At 62.4% G+C, this 24,967-nt stretch carries 24 protein-coding genes; 2 read left to right on the plus strand and 22 right to left on the minus strand.

Annotated elements, in window-relative coordinates; all coding sequences use genetic code 11:
• Nucleotides 1-57: 57 nt before the first annotated feature.
• From hflX to dusB, 9 genes are all read right to left on the minus strand, one after another.
• Entirely contained in the window at nucleotides 58-1,383 is a 1,326-nt protein-coding gene (gene hflX, locus J7U39_RS09440; protein ID WP_210631484.1) for a GTPase HflX, read from the minus strand.
• 77 nt (nucleotides 1,384-1,460) lie between these two features.
• Complete coding sequence (gene hfq, locus J7U39_RS09445) at nucleotides 1,461-1,703, minus strand: RNA chaperone Hfq (RefSeq protein WP_003539403.1); 243 nt, start codon at nucleotides 1,701-1,703, stop codon at nucleotides 1,461-1,463.
• A gap of 111 nt (nucleotides 1,704-1,814) precedes the next feature.
• Complete coding sequence (locus tag J7U39_RS09450; protein ID WP_210631485.1) at nucleotides 1,815-2,678, minus strand: D-amino-acid transaminase; 864 nt, start codon at nucleotides 2,676-2,678, stop codon at nucleotides 1,815-1,817.
• Between the two features lie 60 nt (nucleotides 2,679-2,738).
• Nucleotides 2,739-4,103: a sigma-54 dependent transcriptional regulator gene (locus J7U39_RS09455; protein ID WP_210631486.1), complete on the minus strand. Its 1,365-nt coding sequence runs from the start codon at nucleotides 4,101-4,103 to the stop codon at nucleotides 2,739-2,741.
• A complete protein-coding gene (locus tag J7U39_RS09460; RefSeq protein ID WP_210631487.1) occupies nucleotides 4,093-6,363 on the minus strand; it encodes a PAS domain-containing sensor histidine kinase in 2,271 nt (756 codons plus the stop codon). Before J7U39_RS09460 ends, J7U39_RS09455 begins: the two co-directional genes overlap by 11 nt.
• Nucleotides 6,364-6,575: 212 nt before the next feature.
• The gene (locus J7U39_RS09465; protein ID WP_210631488.1) at nucleotides 6,576-7,565 is read right to left on the minus strand and encodes an aldo/keto reductase; all 990 of its coding nucleotides are present in this window, start codon (nucleotides 7,563-7,565) and stop codon (nucleotides 6,576-6,578) included.
• A gap of 584 nt (nucleotides 7,566-8,149) precedes the next feature.
• A complete protein-coding gene (gene ntrC / locus J7U39_RS09470) occupies nucleotides 8,150-9,601 on the minus strand; it encodes a nitrogen regulation protein NR(I) (RefSeq protein WP_210631489.1) in 1,452 nt (483 codons plus the stop codon).
• Nucleotides 9,598-10,752 (minus strand): nitrogen regulation protein NR(II), encoded by a 1,155-nt coding sequence (locus J7U39_RS09475; protein WP_210631490.1) that lies wholly within the window; start codon nucleotides 10,750-10,752, stop codon nucleotides 9,598-9,600. Before J7U39_RS09475 ends, ntrC begins: the two co-directional genes overlap by 4 nt.
• Complete coding sequence (gene dusB / locus J7U39_RS09480) at nucleotides 10,749-11,768, minus strand: tRNA dihydrouridine synthase DusB (protein ID WP_210631491.1); 1,020 nt, start codon at nucleotides 11,766-11,768, stop codon at nucleotides 10,749-10,751. Before dusB ends, J7U39_RS09475 begins: the two co-directional genes overlap by 4 nt.
• A 141-nt stretch (nucleotides 11,769-11,909) precedes the next feature.
• Here dusB and J7U39_RS09485 point away from each other — a divergent pair, with 141 nt between their 5' ends.
• On the plus strand, nucleotides 11,910-13,127 hold the full coding sequence (locus J7U39_RS09485) for a bifunctional 2-C-methyl-D-erythritol 4-phosphate cytidylyltransferase/2-C-methyl-D-erythritol 2,4-cyclodiphosphate synthase (RefSeq protein WP_210631492.1): 1,218 nt from the start codon (nucleotides 11,910-11,912) through the stop codon (nucleotides 13,125-13,127).
• Nucleotides 13,124-13,627 carry a CinA family protein gene (locus J7U39_RS09490; protein WP_210631493.1) on the plus strand — a complete coding sequence of 168 codons (504 nt, stop codon included), beginning with the start codon at nucleotides 13,124-13,126 and terminating at the stop codon, nucleotides 13,625-13,627. Before J7U39_RS09485 ends, J7U39_RS09490 begins: the two co-directional genes overlap by 4 nt.
• A gap of 18 nt (nucleotides 13,628-13,645) precedes the next feature.
• Here J7U39_RS09490 and J7U39_RS09495 read toward each other — a convergent pair whose 3' ends face one another.
• The 13 genes from J7U39_RS09495 to eno all read right to left on the minus strand — a co-directional run bounded on the left by J7U39_RS09495 (nucleotide 13,646) and on the right by eno (nucleotide 24,884).
• Nucleotides 13,646-14,098, minus strand: coding sequence for a type II toxin-antitoxin system RatA family toxin (locus J7U39_RS09495; RefSeq protein WP_210631494.1), 453 nt, complete (start codon nucleotides 14,096-14,098; stop codon nucleotides 13,646-13,648).
• A 9-nt stretch (nucleotides 14,099-14,107) separates the two neighbouring features.
• The gene (locus J7U39_RS09500) at nucleotides 14,108-14,686 is read right to left on the minus strand and encodes an AAA family ATPase (protein WP_210631495.1); all 579 of its coding nucleotides are present in this window, start codon (nucleotides 14,684-14,686) and stop codon (nucleotides 14,108-14,110) included.
• 177 nt (nucleotides 14,687-14,863) lie between these two features.
• Entirely contained in the window at nucleotides 14,864-15,835 is a 972-nt protein-coding gene (gene lipA, locus J7U39_RS09505) for a lipoyl synthase (protein WP_210631496.1), read from the minus strand.
• Between the two features lie 56 nt (nucleotides 15,836-15,891).
• Nucleotides 15,892-16,140 (minus strand): GlsB/YeaQ/YmgE family stress response membrane protein, encoded by a 249-nt coding sequence (locus tag J7U39_RS09510; protein ID WP_088683956.1) that lies wholly within the window; start codon nucleotides 16,138-16,140, stop codon nucleotides 15,892-15,894.
• 23 nt (nucleotides 16,141-16,163) lie between these two features.
• On the minus strand, nucleotides 16,164-16,418 hold the full coding sequence (locus tag J7U39_RS09515) for a GlsB/YeaQ/YmgE family stress response membrane protein (RefSeq protein WP_011425215.1): 255 nt from the start codon (nucleotides 16,416-16,418) through the stop codon (nucleotides 16,164-16,166).
• A 75-nt stretch (nucleotides 16,419-16,493) separates the two neighbouring features.
• The gene (gene lpdA, locus J7U39_RS09520) at nucleotides 16,494-17,939 is read right to left on the minus strand and encodes a dihydrolipoyl dehydrogenase (RefSeq protein WP_210631497.1); all 1,446 of its coding nucleotides are present in this window, start codon (nucleotides 17,937-17,939) and stop codon (nucleotides 16,494-16,496) included.
• A gap of 18 nt (nucleotides 17,940-17,957) precedes the next feature.
• Nucleotides 17,958-18,539 (minus strand): GNAT family N-acetyltransferase, encoded by a 582-nt coding sequence (locus J7U39_RS09525; RefSeq protein WP_210631498.1) that lies wholly within the window; start codon nucleotides 18,537-18,539, stop codon nucleotides 17,958-17,960.
• A gap of 4 nt (nucleotides 18,540-18,543) precedes the next feature.
• Nucleotides 18,544-19,185, minus strand: a complete 642-nt coding sequence (locus tag J7U39_RS09530) for an SGNH/GDSL hydrolase family protein (RefSeq protein WP_012483686.1) — start codon at nucleotides 19,183-19,185, stop codon at nucleotides 18,544-18,546.
• A 19-nt stretch (nucleotides 19,186-19,204) separates the two neighbouring features.
• Nucleotides 19,205-20,551, minus strand: a complete 1,347-nt coding sequence (locus J7U39_RS09535; protein ID WP_210631499.1) for a pyruvate dehydrogenase complex dihydrolipoamide acetyltransferase — start codon at nucleotides 20,549-20,551, stop codon at nucleotides 19,205-19,207.
• A gap of 15 nt (nucleotides 20,552-20,566) precedes the next feature.
• Nucleotides 20,567-21,946, minus strand: a complete 1,380-nt coding sequence (locus J7U39_RS09540) for a pyruvate dehydrogenase complex E1 component subunit beta (protein WP_210631500.1) — start codon at nucleotides 21,944-21,946, stop codon at nucleotides 20,567-20,569.
• Between the two features lie 15 nt (nucleotides 21,947-21,961).
• On the minus strand, nucleotides 21,962-23,008 hold the full coding sequence (gene pdhA, locus J7U39_RS09545) for a pyruvate dehydrogenase (acetyl-transferring) E1 component subunit alpha (RefSeq protein WP_011425209.1): 1,047 nt from the start codon (nucleotides 23,006-23,008) through the stop codon (nucleotides 21,962-21,964).
• 145 nt (nucleotides 23,009-23,153) lie between these two features.
• The gene (locus J7U39_RS09550) at nucleotides 23,154-23,474 is read right to left on the minus strand and encodes a septum formation initiator family protein (RefSeq protein ID WP_064802306.1); all 321 of its coding nucleotides are present in this window, start codon (nucleotides 23,472-23,474) and stop codon (nucleotides 23,154-23,156) included.
• A gap of 135 nt (nucleotides 23,475-23,609) precedes the next feature.
• Nucleotides 23,610-24,884 carry a phosphopyruvate hydratase gene (eno, locus tag J7U39_RS09555; RefSeq protein ID WP_210631501.1) on the minus strand — a complete coding sequence of 425 codons (1,275 nt, stop codon included), beginning with the start codon at nucleotides 24,882-24,884 and terminating at the stop codon, nucleotides 23,610-23,612.
• Nucleotides 24,885-24,967: the final 83 nt, after the last annotated feature.

Consider the following 24,967-nt stretch of genomic DNA (forward strand, 5'->3'; position numbering starts at 1 on the left):
TCGAGCCGCGGGTCTCGACCCGTCCTTCGGCCCCCTGGCGAGAAGGAAAAAGCCGCCTTACCGCTCCCAATCGTCCTTCGAAGCCTTCGGCCCATTGCCGATGCGGCGCTCGAGTTCGGCCGCCTCGGTTTCCGACAAGCGCAGATCGAGCGTGATCGAGCCGTCCTCATTGTCCTCGCGGCCGTCGACGATCGCGTGGTCGTAGAGCCAGGGCAGCAGCGCCAGCTTGTCGACGGGAAGGCGGATCGTCGTTTCGGTCATCACGCCGGAAAGCCTGCGGCTGATCTCGTCCATCAGCGTATCGACGCCCTCGCCGCTGACGGCCGAGACGGCGACAACGTTGCTGGCGCCCGCCGCCCTCTGCACCATAGTGTCGTGGACCTCAGGCTCCAGCCGGTCGATCTTGTTCCAGACCTCGATCAGCCGCTTCTCCGCTTCGGCCTCATCAATGCCGAGGTCGCCGAGGATGCGCATCACATCGGAGCTCTGCGCCTGGTTGTCTGGATCGGACATGTCGCGGACATGCAGGATGAGGTCGGCTTCCAACACCTCTTCCAAGGTGGCACGGAAGGCGGCGACGAGGTGGGTCGGCAGGTCGGAGATGAAGCCGACGGTGTCGGACAGGATGACGGTGCGGCCATGCGGCAGCTTCATGCGACGAAGCGTGGGGTCGAGCGTGGCAAAGAGCATGTCTTCGGCCAGCACGCCGGCACCCGTGATGCGGTTGAACAGGGTCGATTTGCCGGCATTGGTGTAGCCGACGAGCGCGACGATCGGATGCGGCACCTTGCGGCGCTTGGCGCGATGGAGCTGGCGGGTGCGCACGACCTGTTCCAGCTCGCGTTCGAGCTTGATGATGCGGTCCTGCAAGAGCCGCCGGTCGGCTTCGATCTGGGTTTCGCCGGGGCCGCCCATGAAGCCGCCGCCGCCGCGCTGGCGTTCAAGGTGGGTCCAGCTGCGCACCAGTCGGCCCTTCTGATAGTTCAGATGGGCGAGATCGACCTGCAGCGTGCCTTCCTTGGTGGAGGCACGGCGGCCGAAAATTTCAAGAATTAGGCCGGTCCGGTCGATGACCTTGGCGTTCCATTCTTTTTCGAGATTGCGCTGCTGCACCGGGGTCAGCGGATGATCGACGATGACGAGACCCGAATCGCGCTCGTCGAGCAGCGCCTTGATCTCCTCGATCTTGCCGGTGCCGAGCAGGGTCGCCGGTCTCGGATCATTGACCGGCACGATCGAACCGTTGACGACGTCGAGGTCGATCGCCTGGGCAAGGCCCGTCGCTTCTTCGAGCCGGCTTTCCGGCGTGCGGGTCGAGGCCGATTCCGTCTGGCCGCCGCGGCTGCGCGATTTCAGAACCGGCACGACGACAGTCGCGCGCATGTCGTCCCTGTGCTTGGCGGCCTCAGGGATGATCGAATCGTTCTTGGTATCGCGTGTCGAAATGACGGCTGATCCCGTTAGGACGCGGCTTCTTCACTCTCGAACATCTGCATCGGCTGACCCGGCATGATCGTCGAGATCGCATGCTTATACACCAGCTGCGAGTGGCCGTCACGGCGAAGAAGAACACAGAAATTGTCGAAAGAGGTAACAACACCCGTGAGTTTCACGCCGTTGATCAAAAAGATTGTCAGGGAAATCTTTTGCTTGCGAACAGTATTGAGAAATAAGTCCTGCAGATTCTGAGAACGTTCCGCCATCGCGCCGCTTCTTTCTTTATTGCCGACCCGAGTTGGCCGGTAGAATATCAATCAACCTCTCCATGCGAGACCGGCAGCACCCTCATTCCACCGGTCCAGCAAATCTTGGTATCAAATCGCAATCTTTTCCGCAACGTCGAAAAAGGCTTCGCGGACTTTCTGCGAGATGCTGCCGGGATGGCCGTTGGCGATCGGCAGGCCATCGACGGAAACGACCGGAAAACAGATACTTGTCGCTGCCGTCAGGAAGACCTCGCGGGCTGCGAGCATTTCGGAAACGGAGAAACTCCGCTCGGCGATTTTCAAGCCCAGCCTGGCGGCCACGTCGAACAATGTGGTGCGGGTGATGCCGCGCAGGATGCCGTGTTCGGCCGGACGCGTCACCAGCGTTCCACCCGAATCGACCATCCAGACATTGGTCGCCGCCCCTTCCTTCACCATGCCGTCGCCATCGACATAGATCGCCTCCTGGGCACCGGCTTCCTTGGCCTGCTGGCGGGCCATGGCATTGGGCAGCAGGCCGACGGATTTGATGTCGACGCGGTCCCAACGGTTGTCGGTGACGGTGATCGCCTTGATGCCGTTGGCGTTCTTGGCCGCGATGATCTTCGGGTCGGTGCTCTTGGCGGTGATCACAAGCGAGGGCGGCGTACCCTCGGCTGGGAAGACATGGTCGCGGCGAGCGACGCCGCGGGTCACCTGCAGGTAGAAAAGCCCGTTGCGCACATGATTGCGGCGCAGCGTCTCGCGAATAACCTGCGTCAGCGCGGCCCGACTCATCGGCCAGGCGATGCTGAGTTCCCCGAGCGAACGGTCGAGACGGTTCAGATGGCGGGTGAGATCGACGATATAGCCGTGACGCACCTCGCACACTTCGTAGACCCCGTCGGCGAACTGATAGCCGCGGTCCTCGATATGCACGCTGGCATCGGAATGCTTGACGTAGCGGCCGTTCACATAGGCGATTCTCGGCATGGGAAACCTGGTCTTCGAGATGTGAGAGAGACCGGGCGCGGCGTTGCCGCGCCGGTATGATCAGACGCCGAGCGACTTCAGCTTGCGGTGCAGCGCCGAGCGCTCCATGCCGACGAACTCGGCGGTGCGCGAGATATTGCCGCCGAAGCGATTGATCTGGGCGATCAGATAATCCTTCTCGAACATCTCGCGGGCTTCGCGCAGCGGCAGCGTCATGATGTGATAATCGTTCTTGGCCGAAACCTTGGGCAGCATGTCGCCGAGATCGGTCGGCAACATGTCCGCGGTGATCGGCGTATCCGGGCCGTCGGTGCGGGCAAGGATCATCAGCCGCTCGATGTTGTTGCGCAGCTGGCGGATATTGCCCGGCCAGTCATGCGCCTGCAGCACCGCCATGGCGTCATCACCGATGCGGCGCGGACGGATGCCGGCCTGTTCCGATATCTGGCGCATCAGCTGGTCGACGAGGAAGGGAATATCCTCGCGGCGCTCGGCAAGCTGCGGCACGCGCACCGGCACGACGGCCAGGCGATGATAGAGATCCTCGCGGAACCAGCCTTCGGCGATGCGGCTTTCGAGATTATAGGCCGTCGAGGAAATGATGCGGACATCGACCTTGACGCGCTTGGATCCGCCGACCCGCTCGAACTGCTGATCGACCAGCACACGCAGGATCTTGTTCTGCGTCTCGCGCGGCATCTCGCCGACCTCGTCGAGATAGAGGATGCCGCGATGGGCCTCCTCGAGTGCGCCGATCTTGCGCGCCTGGCCCGGCGTTCCCTCGGTGCCGAAGAGCGCCACTTCCATGCGATCGGGCGTGATATTGGCGGCGTTGAGCGCCACGAAGGGGCCGTTGGCACGGGCCGACTTCTTGTGGATCATCCGCGCTACCAGCTCCTTGCCGGAGCCGGACGCGCCGAGAATCATGATGCGGCTGTTGGTCGGCGCCACCTTCTCGATCGTCTGGCGCAGCTGCGAGACGGCGACCGAAGTGCCGATCAGTTCCAAGGCGTCGCCGGTGCGCCGTTTCAGCTCGGAAACCTCGCGCTTGAGCTTGGAATTTTCCAGCGCGCGCTCGGCGATCAAAATCAGCCGGTCGGCCTTGAAGGGCTTTTCGATGAAATCGAACGCGCCGCGCTTGATCGCCGAGACCGCGGTTTCGATGTTGCCGTGGCCGGAGATCATCACGACGGGGAGATCGGGATGACGGGTCTTGATCTCATCCAGCAGCGACAGGCCGTCGAGCTTGCTGCCCTGCATCCAGATATCGAGGAAGATCAGCCGCGGCACGCGATCGGAAATCGCCGCCAGTGCGCTGTCGCTGTCATGGGCCGTGCGTGTCTCATGACCTTCGTCGGAGAGAATGCCGGAAACGATCTCGCGAATATCGTGCTCGTCATCGACGACGAGAATATCAGAGGCCATAAGCGCTTTCCTTGTCATTGGCTGCGGGAGCGGCGGGCGCTGGCTCCAGGCGTGGCAGATGCACGCGGATCATGGCCCCTCTTCCCCGGTCAAAATCGGCGGGCGCATCGTGCAGCTCGAGCTGCCCGCCATGTTCCTCGATGATCTTCTTGACGATGGCGAGGCCGAGGCCGGTGCCCTTCTCGCGCATCGTCATATAGGGTTCCAGAATGCTGTGGCGGTTTTCCACCGGCAGACCGCGACCATTGTCGATCACGTCGACGGTGAAACGGTCGCGGGCCACATCGAGCGCGGCGCGCACGAGAACCTTGCGCTCGTCCCGTTCGTCACTCGGAACGGCTTCCAGCGATTCCACGGCATTCTTGATAAGATTGCCGAACGCCTGGCCGAGCATGCGACTGTCGAACAGGCCCTCTAGCGGCTTATCGCCGAACTCCGAGAGGAAGGTGACGTGATGATTGCCCATCTCGCGGAGGAAGATCGCGTCGCGCAGGATATCGCGCAGGTCGCTCGGCTCCTTGGTCGGCTTGGGCATGCGGGCGAAAGCGGAAAATTCGTCGACCATGCGGCCGATATCACCGACCTGGCGAATGATCGTATCCGTGCACTGATCGAAGACGGTGCGGTCGTCCTGGTTGATCTGCTTGCCGTAGCGGCGCTGGATGCGCTCGGCGGACAGCTGGATCGGCGTCAGCGGATTCTTGATCTCATGGGCAATGCGCCTTGCCACGTCACCCCAGGCAGTCGAGCGCTGGGCGATGACGAGATCGGTGATATCGTCGAGCGTGATCACGTAGGATTCGCTCATGTCGCGCACTTCCTCGCGGGTGACCTGCACGCTCAGTGTTCTCACCGTGCCGCCGCGCACGAGCGCGATCTGCTTGCGGAAATCGCCGCGATGACGCACCGCCGCCTCGGTCAGCACCTGATCGACCTCGGGCGCAATGTCGGCGAGCTGCTTGCCGAGCATCTCGTCGGCCGACAGCGACATCAGCGTCTCGGCCGAACTGTTGACGATGGCGATGCGGCGATCCTGTTCGACGCCGATGACGGCGGCGGTCACGCCCGACAGCACCGCTTCGATGAAGCGGCGACGATCGTCGACCTCGTCCTTGGCTTCGAGGATCTCGTCGCGCTGGGTGCGGATTTCCGAGATCATCTTGTTGAAGGTGCGCGACAGATTGGCGACGTCGCCATCGACGGCATGCACCGGCACGACAATATCCATATTGCCCGATGCAACGCTGTCAGCCGCGGTGATCAGCAGCCGGATCGGCCGCACGATGCGGTCGGCGACCGCAATTGCCGTCCAGATCGCCGCAAGCAGCACGATCAGCGCGAAGCCGATGTAGAGCACGGCGAAGGCGATCTGCAGCGAGAAGCGGTTGGCCTCCATCGAGCGGTATTCGGTGGCGTTTTCCTCCATCATGCGCATGGCGCCCATGACCTTGGGATCGACGGCCCGCACCGTATAGAGAAACGTGCCCTGGATGGCATCGAGCTTGATGATGGCGCCGACGAGGTTGGTGACTCCGGGCGGGATCAGCGTCGGCTGGCCGGCCGCCGCCTTTTCCAGCGCATCCTGCGGAATGGCCGGCAACGGTTTTTCCGTGGCGATATCGGCCTGGACGACCACCGAACCGTCGCTTTCGACAAGGAAGGCGCCGAGCAGGCCGCGGCCCCTTGCCTGGCGCGTCATCAGTTCGGCAAAGCCCGTCCTGTCGAGGCTGTAAAGGGCGCGGTTGCGCTCCAGGTCGTTGGCCATGGACACCGTCTGCCCCTGCAGGTAGCTGGCGTTCTCCATCATATAGGCCTGGCCGATATTGCGCGACGAGCTGACGATCGACTGGGTGCGCAGCGCAAACCAGCGATCGAGGCCGGCATTCAGCGTAATGCTGGCGAACATCGCGACGAGGATCGCCGGCGTGATCGCGACGATCGAGAAGAGCACGACGATACGAATGTGCAGGCGCGCAGCCGCCCTGCCCCGGGTGCGCGCCTTGAGCAGCCTTGCCACCTCGCGGGCGATCAGCGCCAGCAGTGTCAGGACGAAGAAGGAATTGACGATCACCGAGGTGATGACGACATGCGAGGTCGGCGCGATCGGCGTCAGGCCAAGCAGTATGAAGAGTGTGATCGTTGCGCAGAGCAGCGCGCCGCCTGCGAGCACGAGGCCGGGCACGGCGAAAAGCGCGCGGCGATCGGTCACCGTCGTCACCGCCTCGGCCGCCGCCGCCGGCGCTACCCCATCCTGCGTCATTCGGCCTCTCTTCAGACGGCATCCGCCGTCCGCCATCCGATCGAAACCAAACAACGCCGGCTCAGGAGAGCCAGCGTCGGAACGACTCGATCGGGAGCGAAATGTCCAAAACCCTTGCGTGACCTTTAAGCAACGCATTGTGGCGAAAATGCAACGCGCCTCGTCATGTTGTCAAGGCGAAGCACCCGCAGCGTCACAGTTTTGGCGACTGTTTAGAAGCGACGCGGTTCTTCCGGTTTGTTTCCGGCAATCGCATCAATGCGCTCCAACACATCAGCGGTCAGCTTGTGCCTGTGCGAAAGGGCCGCGAGATTATCCTGCAGCTGGCTGGCGCGCGAGGCGCCGAGAATGACGGTCGAGACGTTGCGATTGGCGAGGCACCACAAAAGCGCGAGATGGGTAATCGATAAACCGATCTCGTCCGCGAGTTTTGCGAGTTCGCCGACTTGTCGGAGCTGAGCGCGGCCGGCATCGCTCGACCATTTTTCCTTCAGCCATTCGTAGCCGGGCAGATTCATGCGGCTGTCGGCGGGCACGCCGTTATTGTATTTGCCGGTCAGGACGCCGGAGGCGAGCGGCGACCAGATCGTAGTGCCAAGGCCGAGCAGTTCGTAGAGCGGGAGATAATCGGCCTCGACCTTCTGGCGTTCGAAGATGTTGTATTGCGGCTGCTCCATCGTGGGCGGCGTGATGCGCAGGTCACGGGCAACGGCGTAGGCTTCGGTCAGTTGCTGGGCAGACCATTCGGACGTCCCCCAGTAGAGCACCTTGCCCTGGGCGACGAGATCGTGCATGGCTCGGACCGTTTCCTCGACCGGCGTGTCGATATCAGGGCGGTGGCAGAAATAGAGATCGAGGTAATCGACCTGAAGCCGCTTCAGCGCCGCATGGCAGGCATCGGTCACATGCTTGCGCGACAGGCCGCGCTGCGTCGGTTTCTCACCTCCCCAGAAGACCTTGCTCGAGACGATGAAGCTGTCTCGGCTCCAGCCCAGTGACTTGAGCGCTTCGCCCATGACGATCTCCGACTTGCCGCTTTCATAGCCTTCGGCATTGTCGAAGAAGTTCACCCCGTTATCATAGGCAAGCCGCATGAGGTCGACAGCGTCGCCGCCATTCACCTGCTTGCCGAAAGTGACCCATGAGCCGAAGGAGAACTCGCTCACCTTCAGGCCCGATTTTCCCAAACGACGATATTCCATCACGCAGCTCCCGCAGGTTAGAACATGGGCCGACAATTTACCGGCCTCGACATCACATTCGATCAGCGATCGATCGGTCTAATCTATGGCGCCCGCACGGATATACGAGGCGCAGCCCGCTAAATTGGCCGCCTGAAACACGATGCCGCGGCTCTGGTCAGCCCGACCGTAAAGAAAAGGGCGCTCCACGGCATCAGCCGGAGCGCCCATGGCATGCGGGCGACGACAATTGCGGCGGAAGTCGACAGCAGCAGCGGCAGATGACGAGATGCGGAACAGATAGGCAACATGCGAGCGGATTTGGGAATGCTCTCGCCCGCTGATCGAGCCATGCCATCCACCAGTTATCCACAGCTTATCCACAGGCCCGGCGCCGATGACCGCAGCAACTTCAATGACATTTGGTACACGGCAAATAATAGCTCACAAATACTATGTGACCATTGAATGACACTGCGATTTTGTTTGCCGGCGCAGATACAAACCGCGACCGAGCTTGGATAGATTAGGTTTTGTTCCCGACCGTGGCGGCGGATACTGGGGAGGAGTGGCGGTGGGCAAACGAGGAGCCCACCGCCTTTTTTTCAGGCGGTGCGGGAGCTTCTGTAAACAGAGACGCCGAGTTCCCTGATCTTCTTGCGCAAGGTGTTGCGGTTGAGGCCGAGCAGGTCGGCCGCCTTGATCTGATTGCCGCGCGTTGCCGTGAGCGCAGCGAGTATCAGCGGATATTCCAATTCGGTCAGCACGCGGTCATAGAGGCCTGGCGGCGGCAGGTTGTCGCCGAAGCTCGCAAAATAGGTGCGCATGTTCTCCTCGACCGCCTGGGCGATCGTCATCGAGCCACTGCGGATCGGCCCCTTGTCGATCGGGCTGTCGGGCACGTCGGAGCGCAGCTCGGCATCGATGATCTCGCGGGTGATGACATCCTGCGGATAAAGCGCCATCAGCCGGCGGATGAGATTTTCCAGCTCACGCACATTGCCCGGCCAGGCATAGGCCTTCATCAGCTCCAGCGCTTCCTGATCGAAGCGTTTGGAGCCGAGCCCTTCCTTCTCGGCCTGCTGTATGAAATGGCGCACGAGATCGGGAATGTCCTCGGCGCGGTCGCGCAACGGTGGCAGGCGCAGCGGCACGACGTTGAGGCGATAGTAGAGATCCTCGCGGAACAGGCCCTGATTAATCGCCTGCTTCAGATCCTTGTTGGTGGCGGCGACGATGCGCACATCGGTGCGGATCGGCGTACGGCCGCCGACGGTGGTGTATTCGCCCTGCTGCAGCACGCGCAGAAGCCTGGTCTGGGCGTCCATCGGCATGTCGCCGATTTCGTCGAGAAACAGCGTGCCGCCTTCGGCCTGTTCGAAGCGGCCGGTCGAGCGCGTCTGCGCGCCGGTGAAGGCGCCCTTCTCGTGGCCGAAGAGTTCCGATTCGATCAGGTCGCGCGGGATCGCCGCCATGTTGATCGCCACGAAGGGGCCGTTGCGGCGCTTGCCGTAATCGTGCAATGCGCGGGCGACGAGCTCCTTGCCGGTGCCGGATTCGCCGGTGATCATCAGCGTCAGGTCGGTCTGCATCAGCCGGGCGAGCACACGGTAGATTTCCTGCATCGCCGCCGAGCGGCCGACCAGCGGCATGCCGTCCTGCATATCCTCTTCGAGCTTGGCGGGCTTGCGCTTCGGCTCGGCGAGCGCCCGGCCGATGATGCCGATGAGTTCTGTCAGGTCGAAGGGCTTCGGCAGATAGTCGTAAGCGCCTTTCTCGGAGGCCTTGATGGCGGTCATGAAGGTGTTCTGGGCGCTCATGACGAGGACAGGCAGATCCGGACGGGCCTTCTTGATGCGCGGCAACAGGTCGAAGGCGTTCTCGTCCGGCATCACCACGTCTGTGACGACAAGATCGCCCTCACCCGCCGAGATCCAGCGCCACAGCGTTGCGGCGTTGGAGGTGATGCGAACGTCATAACCGGCGCGGCTCAACGCCTGGTTGAGCACGGTGCGGATGGCGGCATCATCATCTGCAACGAGGATCGTGGCTGTCATCGAGAAGGTCCTGTCGAGCTTGCGGAAGAAGCATCCTCGAGCGAGGCGTCCTTCGACGCCGGCATGAGAACGCGGAAAGTCGTGCGGCTGTTCTGGCTGTCGCATTCGATGATGCCGCCGTGATCGCCGATGATCTTGGCGACCAGCGCCAGGCCGAGGCCGCTGCCATTCGTCTTGGTGGTGATGAAGGGATCGAAGAGATGCGGCAGCAGGTCGGCAGGAACGCCGGGGCCATTGTCGTGGACGCAGAATTCCAGCGGCAGCGAGATCTTTTCGCGGGTGCCGGCGACCGAAAGACGGATGCCGGGACGATAGGCCGTCGTCAGCATGATCTCGCCATCCGGCCGATCGCCGACCGCTTCGGCGGCGTTCTTCACCAGGTTGAGGAAGACCTGAACGAGCTGGTCGCGATTGGCATAGACCGCCGGCAGCGACGGGTCGTAACTCTCGGTGATGCGGATATTGCGGGCAAACCCCGCCTTGGCGACCGCCTTCACGTGATCGAGCACGGAATGGATGTTGACCGGCATGCGGTCGACCGGGCGTTCGTCGGAAAAGACCTCCATGCGGTCGACCAGCGAGACGATGCGATCGGTCTCGTCGCAGATCAGCCGGGTCAGTGCCCGGTCGTCGTCGATGACGGATTGTTCGAGCAGCTGGGCGGCGCCTCGGATGCCGGAGAGCGGGTTCTTGATCTCATGGGCCAGCATCGAGGCGAGACCGGTCACCGAGCGGGCGGCGGCGCGGTGCGTCAGCTGCCGGTCGATCTTGTCGGCCATCGAGCGTTCCTGAAAGACGATGACGACGGCGCCGGGCTCGCTCAGCACCGGGGCGACATAGAGATCGACGAGCTTGTCCTGGCCGAGGCGCGGCGAACTCAGATCGACGCGGTATTCGTTCACCGGCGCCTTGCGCTCACGCACCTGGTCGATCAGGGCGAGCAGCGGACTGCCGAAGGGAATGAAGGTCGAGATCCGGTATCGCGCCAGATGCGAGGCGCTGGCACCGAAAAAGGCCTCCGCCTCCCAATTGGCGAAGGCGACGAAACCGGATTCGTCGACCATGACGACCGGGTTCTGGATGGCGTTCAGCACGGCCATGGCAACGGTTCCGCCGGCGTAGTCGGGCGGAGAGGTCATATCCTTGTTCATGCCGCCTCCCGGCTATCGAGCGCACCTGCAGCCAGCGCGTCATAAAGGCGCCCGGCTACCTCACGCGGGTCACGCGAGGTCATGATGTCTGCCTTCTCGCCACCGGCAAGCGCGGGAGCAAAACGCTCGAGATACCAGCCGAGATGCTTGCGGGCATGGCGGATCGCCACCGCCTCGCCGTAGAAGTCGAGCATCATCCGGTAATGTTCGACGGCGATATCGGCAATCTCTTGGCGTCGCGGCTCCGCCACTCCGGCGAGCACGCCGGCATGCCACGGCCTGCCCTGGCAGCCCCTGCCGATCATGACGGCATCGGCGCCGGACCGGCGCAGGATTTCCTGCGCGTCGTCGGCGGTCTCGACGTCGCCATTGGCGATCAGCGGAATGGAGATGACCTGGCGGACAGCGCCGATCGCTTCCCAATCGGCGCGGCCTTCGTAAAACTGCATGCGGGTGCGGCCATGAATGGTCACGAGCTGGATGCCAGCCGCCTCGGCGCGGCGCGCAATGTCGGGCGCGTTGATGGAATTCTCGTCCCAGCCGAGGCGCATCTTCAGCGTCACCGGAATGTCGACGGCCTTGACCGTCGCCTCGATCAGGCTGAGCGCGTGATCGGGATCGCGCATCAGCGCCGAGCCGGAATAGCCGCCGATCACCTTCTTTGCCGGACAACCCATATTGATGTCGATGATATCGGCGCCATGATCGGCAGCGATTTTCGCCGCTTCCGCCATCCAATGCGCCTCGCGCCCGGCGAGCTGCACCATATGCGGCCGGAAGCCGGCAGCCTTCAGCCGCGACCAGGATTCGGCGGTGTCGTTGACCAGCTCGCGGCTCGCCACCATCTCGGTGACGACGAGGCCGGCACCGAAGCGCCAGGCAAGCTCACGGAAGGGCATATCCGTGACGCCGGACATCGGCGCCAGCACAACGCGGTTCCGCACGGAAACGGGTCCGATTCGGAAAGGCGCTGCGAGATTCTTGCAAATCAAATGATTATCTTTCAGGCACACCATGGAACTGCATTATTTTTAGCCACAGATCGGTGCCTTTGCCAAGGGGGCTCGGATCGGAATCGATATTTTTCGGGCAGATGCTGGAAAAGGCCAAAGCAAGGGGTTAGAGCACTCCGGTCAATTCCGCATAATAGGGGATTTATGCTGCAAATGCCGTCCAAGCAACCAATATCGGCTGGGATTGTCATCGTCGCCGCCGGCCGCGGCGAGCGCGCCGGATCCTCCACGGAAGGCCCCAAGCAATATCGCATGATCGGCGGCAAGCCGGTTATCGCGCATACGCTTGAAAACTTCATGACATGGGAGCCGGCAGCTGAGATCGTCGTCGTCATTCATCCCGATGACGAGGCGCTGTTTGCGACGGCGCTCTGCCACGTCGTCTCGGCGACACCGATCGAAACGGTGCATGGCGGCGCGACCAGACAGCAATCCGTGCTTGCCGGCCTTCGATATCTCAAGGACAAGAATGTCAGCCATGTGCTGATCCACGATGCGGTGCGGCCCTTCTTCGACCATGGGCTTCTCGGCCGCATTGCCGAGCGCCTCTGCGACGGCGCGCAGGCGGTGCTGCCGGCCATGCCGGTCACCGATACGCTGAAACGCGCCGACAGCGCCGGCACCGTGCTGACGACGGTCTCGCGCGAGCATCTCTACGCGGCGCAGACACCGCAATCCTTCGCCTTCGAAACCATCCTCGGCGCGCATGAGAAGGCGGCGGCCAGCGGGCGAAGCGATTTCACCGACGACGCCTCGATCGCCGAATGGGCGGGCATTCCGGTGACGATCGTCGCGGGCACGCCCGACAACGTCAAGCTGACGGTCAAGCGCGATATCGCTATGGCCGACGACAAACTCTCGGCCTCGCTGCTTCCGGACGTGCGCACCGGCAACGGCTATGACGTGCACCAGCTCGAGCCGGGCGATGGCGTGACGCTCTGCGGCGTGTTCATTCCGCATGATCAGAAGCTCAAAGGCCATTCCGACGCCGACGTCGCGCTGCATGCGCTGACCGACGCCCTGCTCGCCACCTGCGGCGCCGGCGATATCGGCGATCACTTCCCGCCGTCCGACCCGCAATGGAAGGGCGCGGCCTCGAAGATCTTCATCGAGCATGCCGCCCGGATCGTACGCGAGCGCGGCGGCACCATCATGAATGCCGACGTCTCGCTGATCGCCGAGGCGCCGAAGGTCGGCCCGTATCGCGAGGCCATGCGGGCAAGACTGTCGGAATATCTCGGCATCGATCTCGAACGCTGCTCGGTCAAGGCGACGACCAACGAGAAGATCGGCTTCGTCGGCCGGCGCGAAGGCATCGCGGCAATCGCCACGGCGACCGTCGTCTATCGCGGGAGGAAATGATGAGCCTTTTTCCCCCGGATATAATTTCGGCGGCTGAGGCGATCATCCGCGATTTCACCGCGTCGGGGCAGATGGTCTCGACCGCCGAATCCTGCACCGGCGGGCTGATCGCCGGGGCACTGACGGAGATATCCGGTTCATCCGCCGTCGTCGACCGGGGATTCGTCACCTATACGAATGCAGCCAAAGTCGAGCTGCTCGGGGTGCAGGAACAAACATTGCTTCGTTTCGGTGCGGTCTCTGAGGAAACCGCGCGGCAGATGGCGCATGGCGCCCTCTTCCGCTCGCGCGCCACGATTGCCGTCGCCGTCACGGGCATTGCCGGCCCCGGCGGCGGGTCGTCGGAAAAACCGGTCGGGCTCGTGCATCTCGCCGCCAGATCGCGCACCGGCGCACTCATTCATCGAAAAATGCTTTACGGCGATATCGGCCGCAGCGCGGTGCGGCTGGCAACGGTCAAGACGGCGCTGGAGATGGTGCATTCGCTGCTCGTCGACTGACGCGGCTGCGATCGTCCGTCACACCGTGGCGTAGATCCTGTTCGCCCTTGTCTCGAAGGCTTCGGTGAACATGCGGAAGGCGCGGTCGAACATCGAACCCATCAGCGCGCCCAGAATGCGGCTCTTGAACTCGTAGTCGATGAAAAAATTGATCGTGCAGCCGCCGGCCGGGGTCTCGGCGAAATGCCACCGGTTTTCCAGATATTTGAACGGACCATCGATATATTTGACTTCGATGACGTGTTCGGCTCGGTTCAACAACACCTGGGTCGTGAAGGTCTCGCGGATCGCCTTATAACCAACCGTCATGTCGGCCAGGAGCAGGATCTTGCCGTCGCGCTCCTTGCGGCTCCTGACGGAAAGCGCTTCGCAGAGCGGCAGGAATTCGGGATAACGCTCGACATCGGCAACGAGATCGAACATCTGGTCGGGCGTATGCGGTACGGATCGGTGCGTTTCGAACTGCGGCATAGGCGGCACTTAAGCGGGCGCGCCCAGAAGATCAAGGAGTTCGCGCATCTGGCGGCGGGATTTTAGCTGAAGAACCTGGTTGCCAAGGCCGCGTTCGGCGCTTCCGGCGACATAATCCCGAAGTGCGGCTTCGATCAGTGGCACGGCGTCCCGCTCGAAATTCCAGATATAGGCAAGCGCATCCAGCGAGATGCGCTCAGGACAGCCGGCCGGCAGTTCGGGACGGTTACGCCGAAAATAACGAAACGTTCTTGAGACGGCGCCAAACAGACACGCATATCTTGACGGACGAAGCCAAATCACGGCCTCGGCGCGCGGCAGCCGGAGATGGAAGGAATTGAGGCCGGTTCCATCCATGATCCAGCGCTCTTCCGTCACGGCATCGGCGATAAGACGGTCAATCTCGTCGCGCGGCCTCTTTCTCCAGCCCGGCAGCCAGTAGAAGTCGCGGTCCATGGAAATGTAGCGAAGATCGAGCTTTCGCGAGAGCCCCCTTGCAAGCGTGCTCTTTCCGCTGCCAGGGCAACCGATCACCAGGATGCGATCGGCATCGGCCAGCGTCGATTTCAATCCGGATATGATATTCATTGGCTGCCCAAAGAAAACCTTGGCAAAATCCACCGCAGTCAGTTTGTTGCCTAACCTCCCCATCCTACTCGACGTCATCATCGGCCTTGTGCCGAGGATCTGCTGCCCTATCGATCGGTTGCAGATGCTCGGGACAAGCCCGAGCATGACGAGAGAGAGCTTGGCAGCACCCAAACCTTACTCAGCCGCCAGCAACAACTTCTTCTCACGCGCCGCTCTCAGCCGGGCAAAATCATCGCCGGCATGGTGGGAAGAACGGGTCAGCGGGCTGGAGGCGACCATCAGGAAGCCCTTGCTGTAGGCGACGGTTTCGTAGGATTTGAACTCGTCCGGGGTGACGAAGCTCTCGACCTTGTGGTGTTTGCGGGTCGGCTGCAGGTACTGGCCGATCGTCAGGAAGTCGACATCGGCGGTGCGCAGGTCGTCCATCAGCTGCAGCACTTCGTTACGCTCCTCGCCGAGGCCGACCATGATGCCCGACTTGGTGAACATGGCGGGATCGAGTTCCTTCACCCGCTGCAAGAGCCGGATGGAATGGAAATAACGGGCGCCGGGGCGAACCGTCAGATAGTTGCCGGCAACCGTTTCCATGTTGTGGTTGAAGACGTCGGGCTTGGCGGCGACGACGCGCTCTAAGGCGCCCGGCTTCTTCAGAAAATCAGGCGTGAGGATTTCGATCGTCGTTGCCGGCGAGGCCTCGCGGATCGCCCAGATCACCTTTTCGAAATGTTCGGCACCGCCGTCTTCGAGATCGTCGCGGTCGACGGAGGTGATGACGACGTGGCTGAGGCCCATCTCCCTGACGGCCTTGGCGACGTTCTCGGGCTCGGCCATGTCGAGCGCGTTCGGCCTGCCGGTCGCGACGTTGCAGAAGGCGCAGGCGCGGGTACAGATCTCGCCCATGATCATGAAGGTCGCGTGCTTCTTGTCCCAGCACTCGCCGATATTCGGGCAGCCGGCCTCCTCGCAAACGGTGACGAGCTTGTGCTCCTTCACGATAGCGCGGGTCTCGGCATATCCCTTGGAGGTCGGCGCCTTGACGCGGATCCAGTCCGGCTTGCGCATGACTTCCGTATCCGGCCGATGCGCCTTCTCCGGATGGCGTACGCGCTTGGCGTCAGGATTGATCGTGTCGAGAATGGTCACCATTACGGTATCAGCTTTCCGCCGCCCTATGCGGCACAGTCTCTATAGCGCGTCGCGATCTAGCGCCGCACCAGTCGCGCAAGGAATATCAGCAGGCAGGCGCCGAGGAAACCCGTCACGAAATAGCCGAGCCGTCCGCCGGCCAGCTGAACGTGAAACTGGGCGAGGATGGCGGTGGCGACGACCGAGCCGACGATGCCGAGCACAATGTTCAGGAAAATCCCGTATCGGGCATCCATCAGCTTGCCGGCGAGCCAGCCTGCAAGTCCGCCGATGATGATTGCCGAAATCCAGCCCACGCCTTCCATGCCTGTCCTGACCTCAAACTGCGCTACGCGACCGCCCTTGCGACCAGCACCACGATGATGGCGCCGACCGTGGCGTGGATGATCTGCACGACCAGCGCGTTTTCAATGCCCAGCGAAATGCCGAGCGCGCTGAACAGATAACCGCCGACGAAGGCGCCGATGATGCCGCTCAGCAGGCATCTGATCAGGCCGCCGCCACCGACGACCAGACTTGCCAGGAAGCCCGCAACCAGACCGATCAGCAAAAACACCAGCAACGCCTGCGTCTCCATAGACATGATGATTTCCTTTCGCTTTTTCCACCCGACCGGAGCGACTTCCCGCTCCGGCAAAAAAGGGCGGCCCCGAAATTCTCAAGCGTTCAGCACACGGCCATAGGCATCGAGCACCGCTTCCTTCATGGTTTCCGAAACCGTGGGATGCGGGAAGATCGTATGCATCAGCTCTTCCTCGGTCGTTTCGAGGTTCATGGCGACGACGAAGCCCTGGATGAGCTCGGTAACTTCGGCGCCGACCATGTGGGCGCCGAGCAGCTCGCCGGTCTTCTTGTCGAAGATCACCTTCACCATGCCCTGGTCTTCGCCGAGCGCGATCGCCTTGCCGTTCGCCGCGAAGGAGAAGCGGCCGACGCGAATGTCGCGGCCCAGTTCCTTGGCCTTGGCTTCGGTGAAACCGACGGAAGCGACCTGCGGGTTGCAATAGGTGCAGCCGGGAACCTTGCCCTTGTCTGTGGGATGAACATTCGGCAGCCCGGCGATCTTTTCGACGCAGACGACGCCTTCATGCTCGGCCTTGTGCGCCAGCATCGGCGGGCCGGCGACGTCGCCGATCGCATAGATGCCGGCGACATTGGTCTTGCCGTAACCGTCCGCGACGACGCAGCCGCGGTCGGTCTTGATGCCGAGTGCCTCGAGGCCGAGGTTCTCGATGTTGCCCTGAACGCCGACAGCCGAAATCATCCGGTCCGCGGTGATCTGCTGCACCTTGCCGTCCGACGTCTCGACATGCGCCGTGATGCTTCCCGCACCCTTCTCGACCTTGGTCACCTTGGCACTGGTGAAGATCTTGAGGCCGCGCTTTTCCAGCTGCTTGCGGGCGATAGCGGTGATTTCGGCATCCTCGACCGGCATGATGGTCGGCATGACTTCGACGACCGTGACGTCGACGCCCATCGAGCGGTAGAAGCTGGCGAATTCGATGCCGATCGCACCCGAGCCCATGACGATCAGCGACTTCGGCAGCGCGTCCGGCTTCAGCGCTTCGAAATAGGTCCAGATCAGCTTGCCATCCGGCTCGATGCCGGGCAGCGCGCGCGGGCGGGCGCCGGTCGCGATGATGATGTGCTTGGCGGTATAGGTGCCCTCGCCCTTGACGTTCTTCGGCAGCGGATGCTGCGGCTCGACAACAGGCTTCGACGACTTGCCGACGACGATCTCGCCGGGCTTCGTCAACTTCGCTTCGCCCCAGATGATGTCGATCTTGTTCTTCTTCATCAGGAAGCCGACGCCGGCATTCAGACGGGCGGAAACGGCGCGCGAGCGGCCGACGACGGCCTTGGCGTCCGGCTTGACCGTGCCTTCGAGAACGAGGCCGAAATCCTTGAAGTGATTGGCATGATCGAGCACCTCGGCCGAACGCAGCAACGCCTTTGTCGGAATGCAGCCCCAGTTCAGGCAGATGCCGCCCATATGCTCGCGCTCGACGATCGCGGTCTTGAGGCCGAGCTGGCTGGCGCGGATGGCGGCGACATAGCCGCCCGGACCGGAGCCAATGATGATGACGTCGTAGGATTCAGCCATGTGTTTCCTGCCCTTTTGTTACGCTGCGCTGCGGGTCATGAGCACCCACGCGTGTCTCTTGCTGTTTTCGAAGAGCGGCACGGCATCGGCACGCGCAGCCTCCAGAAATCCGTTTCTTCCATAAAGCGACAGAGCCGCCTCGTTATCACTTGCGGTGATGAGACTGACCGGGCGGTAATCCGCCCTTTCGATCTGATCGTCCAGCAGCCTGCGCCCGATGCCGATGCCGCGCAGATGGCGATAGACGCCGAGACTGCCGATGAACCAGCTTCCCACCACCGTCTTCTGCAAGGCGAGCATCGGCTCTGTCGCCGGGATCGTCGCCTCGATATCGCCTATGCCTTCATCGAGCGCATGGCCGATCGCCACACCGGCGACCTCGCCATAAGCCTCGGCGATCACAGCATCCCGCCAGCCGCCGACAGCCTGCTCCTCACTCATTTTCAGCCGCCCCCGCTCCAACGGCGTGTCGCTGACGCCATTCGCCACATCGGCAAACCAGAGCCAGGAGGCAAACCCATGCGATGCGATATCCGCCAGGATCGCCAGCTCCGAGGCATCGCGCCGTGAGGCCTGCCGCAGGGCGATGAAGGCGGTCATATCCTCAGATCCCCAGCATCATCCGCACGATCGATTCCAGGCCGCGCCCGAGCGCACGCGTGTTCTCCGCATCGAGATGAATGCCGTCGATCGGCGTGGTCTTGGCGACGGAGTTGCCGTCGAAAAAGCCGCAGCCGAGTTCGTCGGCAAGGTCACGGTAGAGTGTCGCGAGCTTGGCAGATTCCTCGATGCCGCCGGGAAAGGAGGCGGCGAAAGGCACATTGCCCGTCGCGCAGATCGCCGGCGGCGCCACGATCAGGATCTCCGGCCCGTCGAATTCGAAGGGCCAGGCATGATTGCGGATCAGCCGCACGAGGCGGCTGATGCCTTGGCATGCGGCGAAGGCCGAACCGGCAACAACCGGCTTCATGTCGTTGGTGCCGAGCAGCAGGATGACGAGATCGAGCGGCGCATGTGTCTGCAGGATCGTCGGCAGAACCCGCGCACCGTTGCGGTCGCAATCGGCGAGGTGATCGTCGAAAGCGGTCGTGCGACCGTTCAGGCCTTCGGCGATGACGCGCGCCTCGCTGCCGAGCGCTGCCTGAAGCACGCTCGGCCAGCGATTCTTGTACTCATGACGGCCGATCGTCTCGGCGTCATAACCCCAGGTCAGCGAGTCGCCATAGCAAAGAACGGTCTTGGTCATTTCCGCCTCCGCTTCGCTATCAGACAAGCATGCCCATCGGGTTTTCGATGTAGCCCTTGAAGGCCTGGAGCAGCTCGGCGCCGAGCGCACCGTCGACGCAGCGATGGTCGGTCGACAGCGTAACGCTCATGACCGTGGCGATCGCCATTTCGCCGTTCTTGACGACGACCCGCTGCTCGCCGGCGCCGACCGCGAGGATCGTCGCGTGCGGCGGGTTGACGACGGCTGCGAAGTTCTTGACGCCCATCATGCCCATATTCGAGACCGAGCTGGTGCCGCCCTGGTATTCCTCGGGTTTCAGCTTGCGGTCCTTGGCCCGCTTGCCGAGATCGCGCATCTCGTTAGAGATGACGGACAGCGTCTTCTGCTCGGCCTTGCGGATGATCGGCGTGATCAGGCCGCCGGGGATCGAGACGGCGACGCCGACATCGGCGTGCTTGTGCTTGACCATGTTGCTGTCGGTCCAGGAGACGTTTGCATCCGGAACATCGCGCAGCGCCAGCGCCATGGCCTTGATGACCATGTCGTTGACCGAGAGCTTGTAGGCCGGGGCATTGTCCTTGCGCGGGGCCGCATCGTTCAGCTGAGCGCGCAGCGCCATCAGAGCATCGAGCTCGCAATCGACGCTGACGTAGAAATGCGGGATCGTCTGCTTGGATTCGACCAGGCGCCGGGCGATCGTCTTGCGCATGCCGTCATGCGGCACGAGCTCATAAGAACCCGGTTCGAAGAGCTTGAGCACGGCTTCCTCGGAAGCGCCCTTCGGCGCTGCAGCGGCCGGGGCCGGAGCGGCCTGCGGAGCGGAAGCAGCAGCGGCCGGAGCCGGCGCAGCCTTGGCTCCACCGCCGGCAACGGCGGCTTCGACATCGCTCTTGATGACGCGCCCATGCGGGCCGGAGCCTGCGACAGCGGAAAGATCGATACCGGCTTCCTTGGCGAGACGGCGGGCGAGCGGCGAAGAGAAGGTGCGGTTACCGCCTGCCGAAACCGATGCCGGTGCAGCGGCGGCAGCCGGAGCGGACTCAGCCTTCGCCGGTGCAGCCTCTGCCTTCGGAGCGGGGGCGGCTTCAGCCTTGGCCGGCGCGGCGGAGCCGGCACCGCTTGCGGCGGCGGCGACATCCTCACCGTCAGCGGCGAGAACCGCAATCAGCGCGTTGACCTTGACGCCTTCGGTGCCGGCCGGAACGACCAGCTTGGCAACCGTGCCTTCATCGACGGCTTCGACTTCCATCGTCGCCTTGTCGGTCTCGATCTCGGCGATGACATCGCCAGACCTGACCGTGTCGCCTTCCTTGACCAGCCACTTGGAAAGATTGCCTTCTTCCATGGTCGGAGAGAGGGCGGGCATCGTGATATTGATCGGCATCGAAATACCCTCCCCTTATTTGTAGCAAACGGCCTTCACCGCATCGACGACTTCGCCGACATTCGGAAGGGCCAGCTTTTCGAGATTGGCGGCGTAAGGCATCGGCACGTCCTTACCGGCGATCGTCAGGATTGGCGCATCGAGATAGTCGAAGGCCTGCTGCATGACGCGGGTGGCTATTTCGGTGCCGACGGATGATTGCGGATAACCTTCCTCGACGGTGACGAGGCGGCCGGTTTTCTTTACCGATTCGATAACGGTCGGCAGATCCATCGGGCGGATGGTGCGAAGATCGATCAGTTCGACATCGATGCCGAGCTGTTCGAGCTCGGCGGCCGCCTTCGTCGCATAAGTCATGCCGATGCCGAAGGACACGACCGTGACGTCCTTGCCCGGGCGATGGATGCGCGCTTTGCCGATCGGCAGCACGAAATTATCGAGCTTCGGCACGTCGAAGTGCTGGCCGTAGAGAATTTCGTTTTCGAGGAAGATGATCGGGTTCGGGTCGCGGATTGCCGCCTTCAGCAGGCCCTTGGCGTCGGATGCCGTGTAGGGCATGACGACTTTCAGGCCGGGGATGGCGCTGTACCAGGCGGCATAGTCCTGGCTGTGCTGGGCGCCGACGCGTGCGGCGGCACCGTTCGGGCCGCGGAAGACGATCGGAGCGCCCATCTGGCCGCCAGACATATACAGCGTCTTGGCGGCCGAGTTGATGATATGGTCGATCGCCTGCATGGCGAAGTTGAAGGTCATGAATTCGACGATCGGGCGAAGGCCGGCCATGGCGGCACCGACGCCGACTCCGGCAAAGCCGTGCTCGGTGATCGGCGTATCGATGACGCGGCGGGGGCCGAATTCCTGCAGCAGGCCCTGCGTGACCTTGTAGGCGCCCTGATATTCGGCGACTTCCTCGCCCATGACGAAGACGTCGTCGCTGGCGCGCATTTCTTCGGCCATGGCGTCGCGCAGCGCTTCACGCACGGTCATTGACACCATTTCGGTGCCAGCTGGAATTTCCGGGTCATTCGGAACGACAGCCTTCGGCTCGGCCGGAAGCGGCGCTGAGGCCGAACCGGTGTTGGTCGGCTTTTCTTCCTGGGCCACCTGCGGAGCGGCGGCGGCCGGCTTGGCGGAAATATCCGAAGCGGATTCGCCGTCCTGCAGCAGCACGGCAATTTTGGTGTTGACCTTGACGCCTTCGGTGCCGGCGTCGACCAGCAGCTTGCCGATGATGCCTTCGTCAACGGCTTCGACTTCCATCGTCGCCTTGTCGGTCTCGATTTCGGCAATGACGTCGCCTGAAGTGACCTTGTCACCTTCCTGCTTCAGCCATTTGGACAGCGTGCCTTCTTCCATGGTCGGAGAGAGGGCGGGCATGAGGATATCGATAGGCATGGGTTCCCTCCCCGATTAAAGCAGAATGTCGGTATAGAGCTCGGATGCATCCGGCTCCGGATCGGCCTGGGCGAAGTCGGCGCTGTCGGCGACGATGTCGCGGACATCCTTGTCGATCGCCTTCAGATCGTCTTCGGAAGCCCAGCCCTTTTCAATGAGGCGCGCCTTCACCTGCTCGATTGGGTCCTGCTCGGAGCGCATCTTCTGCACTTCTTCCTTCGTGCGATATTTCGCCGGATCGGACATGGAGTGGCCGCGATAACGATAGGTCAGCATTTCGAGAATGATCGGCCCCTTGCCGGAGCGGCAATGTTCTAGCGCCTCGTCGGCCGCCGCCTTGACGGCGCGAACGTCCATGCCGTCGACCTGAATGCCGGGAATGCCGAAACCGGAGCCGCGCAGCGAATAGTTCGACTGGGCGGTGGCACGGGCGGTCGAGGTGCCCATGGCGTAACGGTTGTTTTCGACGATATAGACGATCGGCAGCTTCCAGAGCGCCGCCATGTTGAAGCTCTCGTAGACCTGGCCCTGGTTGGCAGCGCCGTCGCCAAAATAGGCGATGGCGACATTGCCGTTGCCGCGGTAGTGGTTTGCAAAAGCAAGCCCCGTTCCGAGCGAAACCTGGGCGCCGACGATGCCGTGACCGCCGTAGAAATGCTTCTCTTTCGAGAACATGTGCATCGAGCCGCCCTTCCCGTGGGAATAGCCGCTGCGGCGCCCGGTCAGCTCCGCCATGACGCCGCGCGCCTCCATGCCGGTTGCCAGCATATGGCCGTGGTCGCGATAGGCGGTGATGACCTGATCGCCTTCCTTCTGTGCCATCTGCATGCCGACAACGACGGCTTCCTGACCGATATAGAGATGACAAAAGCCGCCGATGAAGCCCATGCCGTAAAGCTGACCGGCCTTCTCCTCGAAGCGGCGGATCAGTAGCATCTCGCGATAGGCCTTGAGTTCCTCATCCCGATCGAAGTCGGCTACCGGGCCTCCATTCGATGCTTTGGCTGCTGGTTTTGCTGCAGTTTTGCGGCTGGAAACGGTCGCGGTCTTTCGCGGCGCCATTCAACCCTCCCTATGGGTTTGTCGTTTCTCGGTGGCGCGTACCATAGGGAAGAAATATGACCACAGCAATGCCATAATTGCATGGCTCGTATTCGTCGCTAAATCATTGAAAACAAATCGGGAATTCCAATTAACCCGATTTCGGTTAATTGGAATAATGGTTGAAAATGACGATCTCGTCCGCGCGCGACATATTCAGCTGATATCGCGCCTTTTCGTCCAACATATCCTTGTCGAGCGAGCCATCACTCAGCAGCGCGACCTGGCTTTCCAGATGTTCGCGCTTCGCCTTAAGGACGGCAAGCTCCCTTTCGCGCGCGACGCGCTGACGCTCGAACGTCTCCGTCGCCCGCAGGCCATAATCGCCATGGATGCAATGATAACCGAAATAGGAAAGGAAGGCGACCGTCATGGCCGGAATGACGAAGCGGCCGAGCTTTCTCTTCTTATGATGCTTTGTCCACATACACGCATGCTCTTGAACGCATTACCAATTCGCTCAGCATAACGCGCAGAGATTAACCGTTCATTGACCGTAGAAAGCGCGCACGAAAAAACCCGCGCCGGGTGGCGCGGGTCGAGCCGTTGAAAATCGGAACGATCAGCCTTTGATGATCGAGCGGCCGGCATACTGGGCCTGGGGGCCGAGGCCTTCCTCGATGCGGATCAGCTGATTGTACTTGGCGAGACGGTCGGAACGCGACAGCGAACCGGTCTTGATCTGGCCGCAGTTGGTGGCAACGGCAAGATCGGCGATGGTCGAATCTTCGGTTTCGCCGGAGCGGTGCGACATGACCGCGGTATAGGCCGCCTTATGCGCCGTGTTGACGGCGTCGAGGGTTTCCGTCAGCGAGCCGATCTGGTTGACCTTGACGAGGATCGAGTTGGCGACGCCCATGCGGATGCCGTCGCGAAGGCGGGCGGAGTTGGTGACGAAGAGATCGTCGCCGACGAGCTGGGTCTTCTTGCCGATCAGATCGGTCAGCGCCTTCCAGCCGTCCCAGTCGTCCTCGGCCATGCCGTCCTCGATCGAGATGATCGGGTATTTGCCGGCGAGCTCGGCGAGATATTCGGCCATGGCGCCCGATTCGAGCGTACGGCCTTCCCCTTCGAGAACATACTTGCCGTCCTTGAAGAATTCCGTCGAGGCGCAGTCGAGGCCGAGGCACATGTCGTCGCCCGGCTTGTAGCCGGCTTTCTCGATCGACTTCATGATGAAATCCAGGGCTTCGGGCGCGCTCTTCAGGCCGGGGGCGAAGCCGCCTTCGTCACCGACATTGGTGTTGTGGCCCTGCGCGGCAAGCTCCTTTCGAAGCGTATGGAAGACTTCCGACCCCATACGCACGGCGTCGGCGATCGAATCGGCGCCGACCGGCAGGATCATGAATTCCTGGAAGTCGATCGGATTGTCGGCATGGGCGCCGCCGTTGATGATGTTCATCATCGGCACCGGCAGGAGGCTGGCGGAAGCGCCGCCGACGTAGCGGTAAAGCGGCAGGCCGGATGCCTGGGCGGCAGCCTTGGCGACGGCGAGCGAGACGCCGAGGATGGCGTTGGCGCCGAGGCGCGACTTGTTCGGCGTGCCGTCGAGCTCGATCATGATGTTGTCGATCTGAATCTGGTTTTCGGCGTCGATGCCGCCGATCGCGTCGAAGATCTCGGTGTTGGCGGCCTCGACCGCCTTTTCGACGCCCTTGCCGAGATAGCGCTTGCCGCCGTCGCGCAGCTCGACCGCCTCATGCGCGCCCGTCGAGGCGCCCGAGGGAACGGCCGCGCGGCCCATGCTGCCGTCTTCGAGATAGACGTCGACTTCGACGGTGGGGTTGCCACGGCTATCGAGGATCTCGCGGGCGATGATATCGGTGATTGCAGTCATGGGTTCTTCCTGCTCGGTGGGTGATAAGTCGTTCGAAGCCTGTCATAATCGAAGGCGTGCAAATTACAATGCCGCAATTTCCG

Source organism: Rhizobium sp. NLR16a (assembly GCF_017948245.1).
Taxonomy (GTDB): domain Bacteria; phylum Pseudomonadota; class Alphaproteobacteria; order Rhizobiales; family Rhizobiaceae; genus Rhizobium.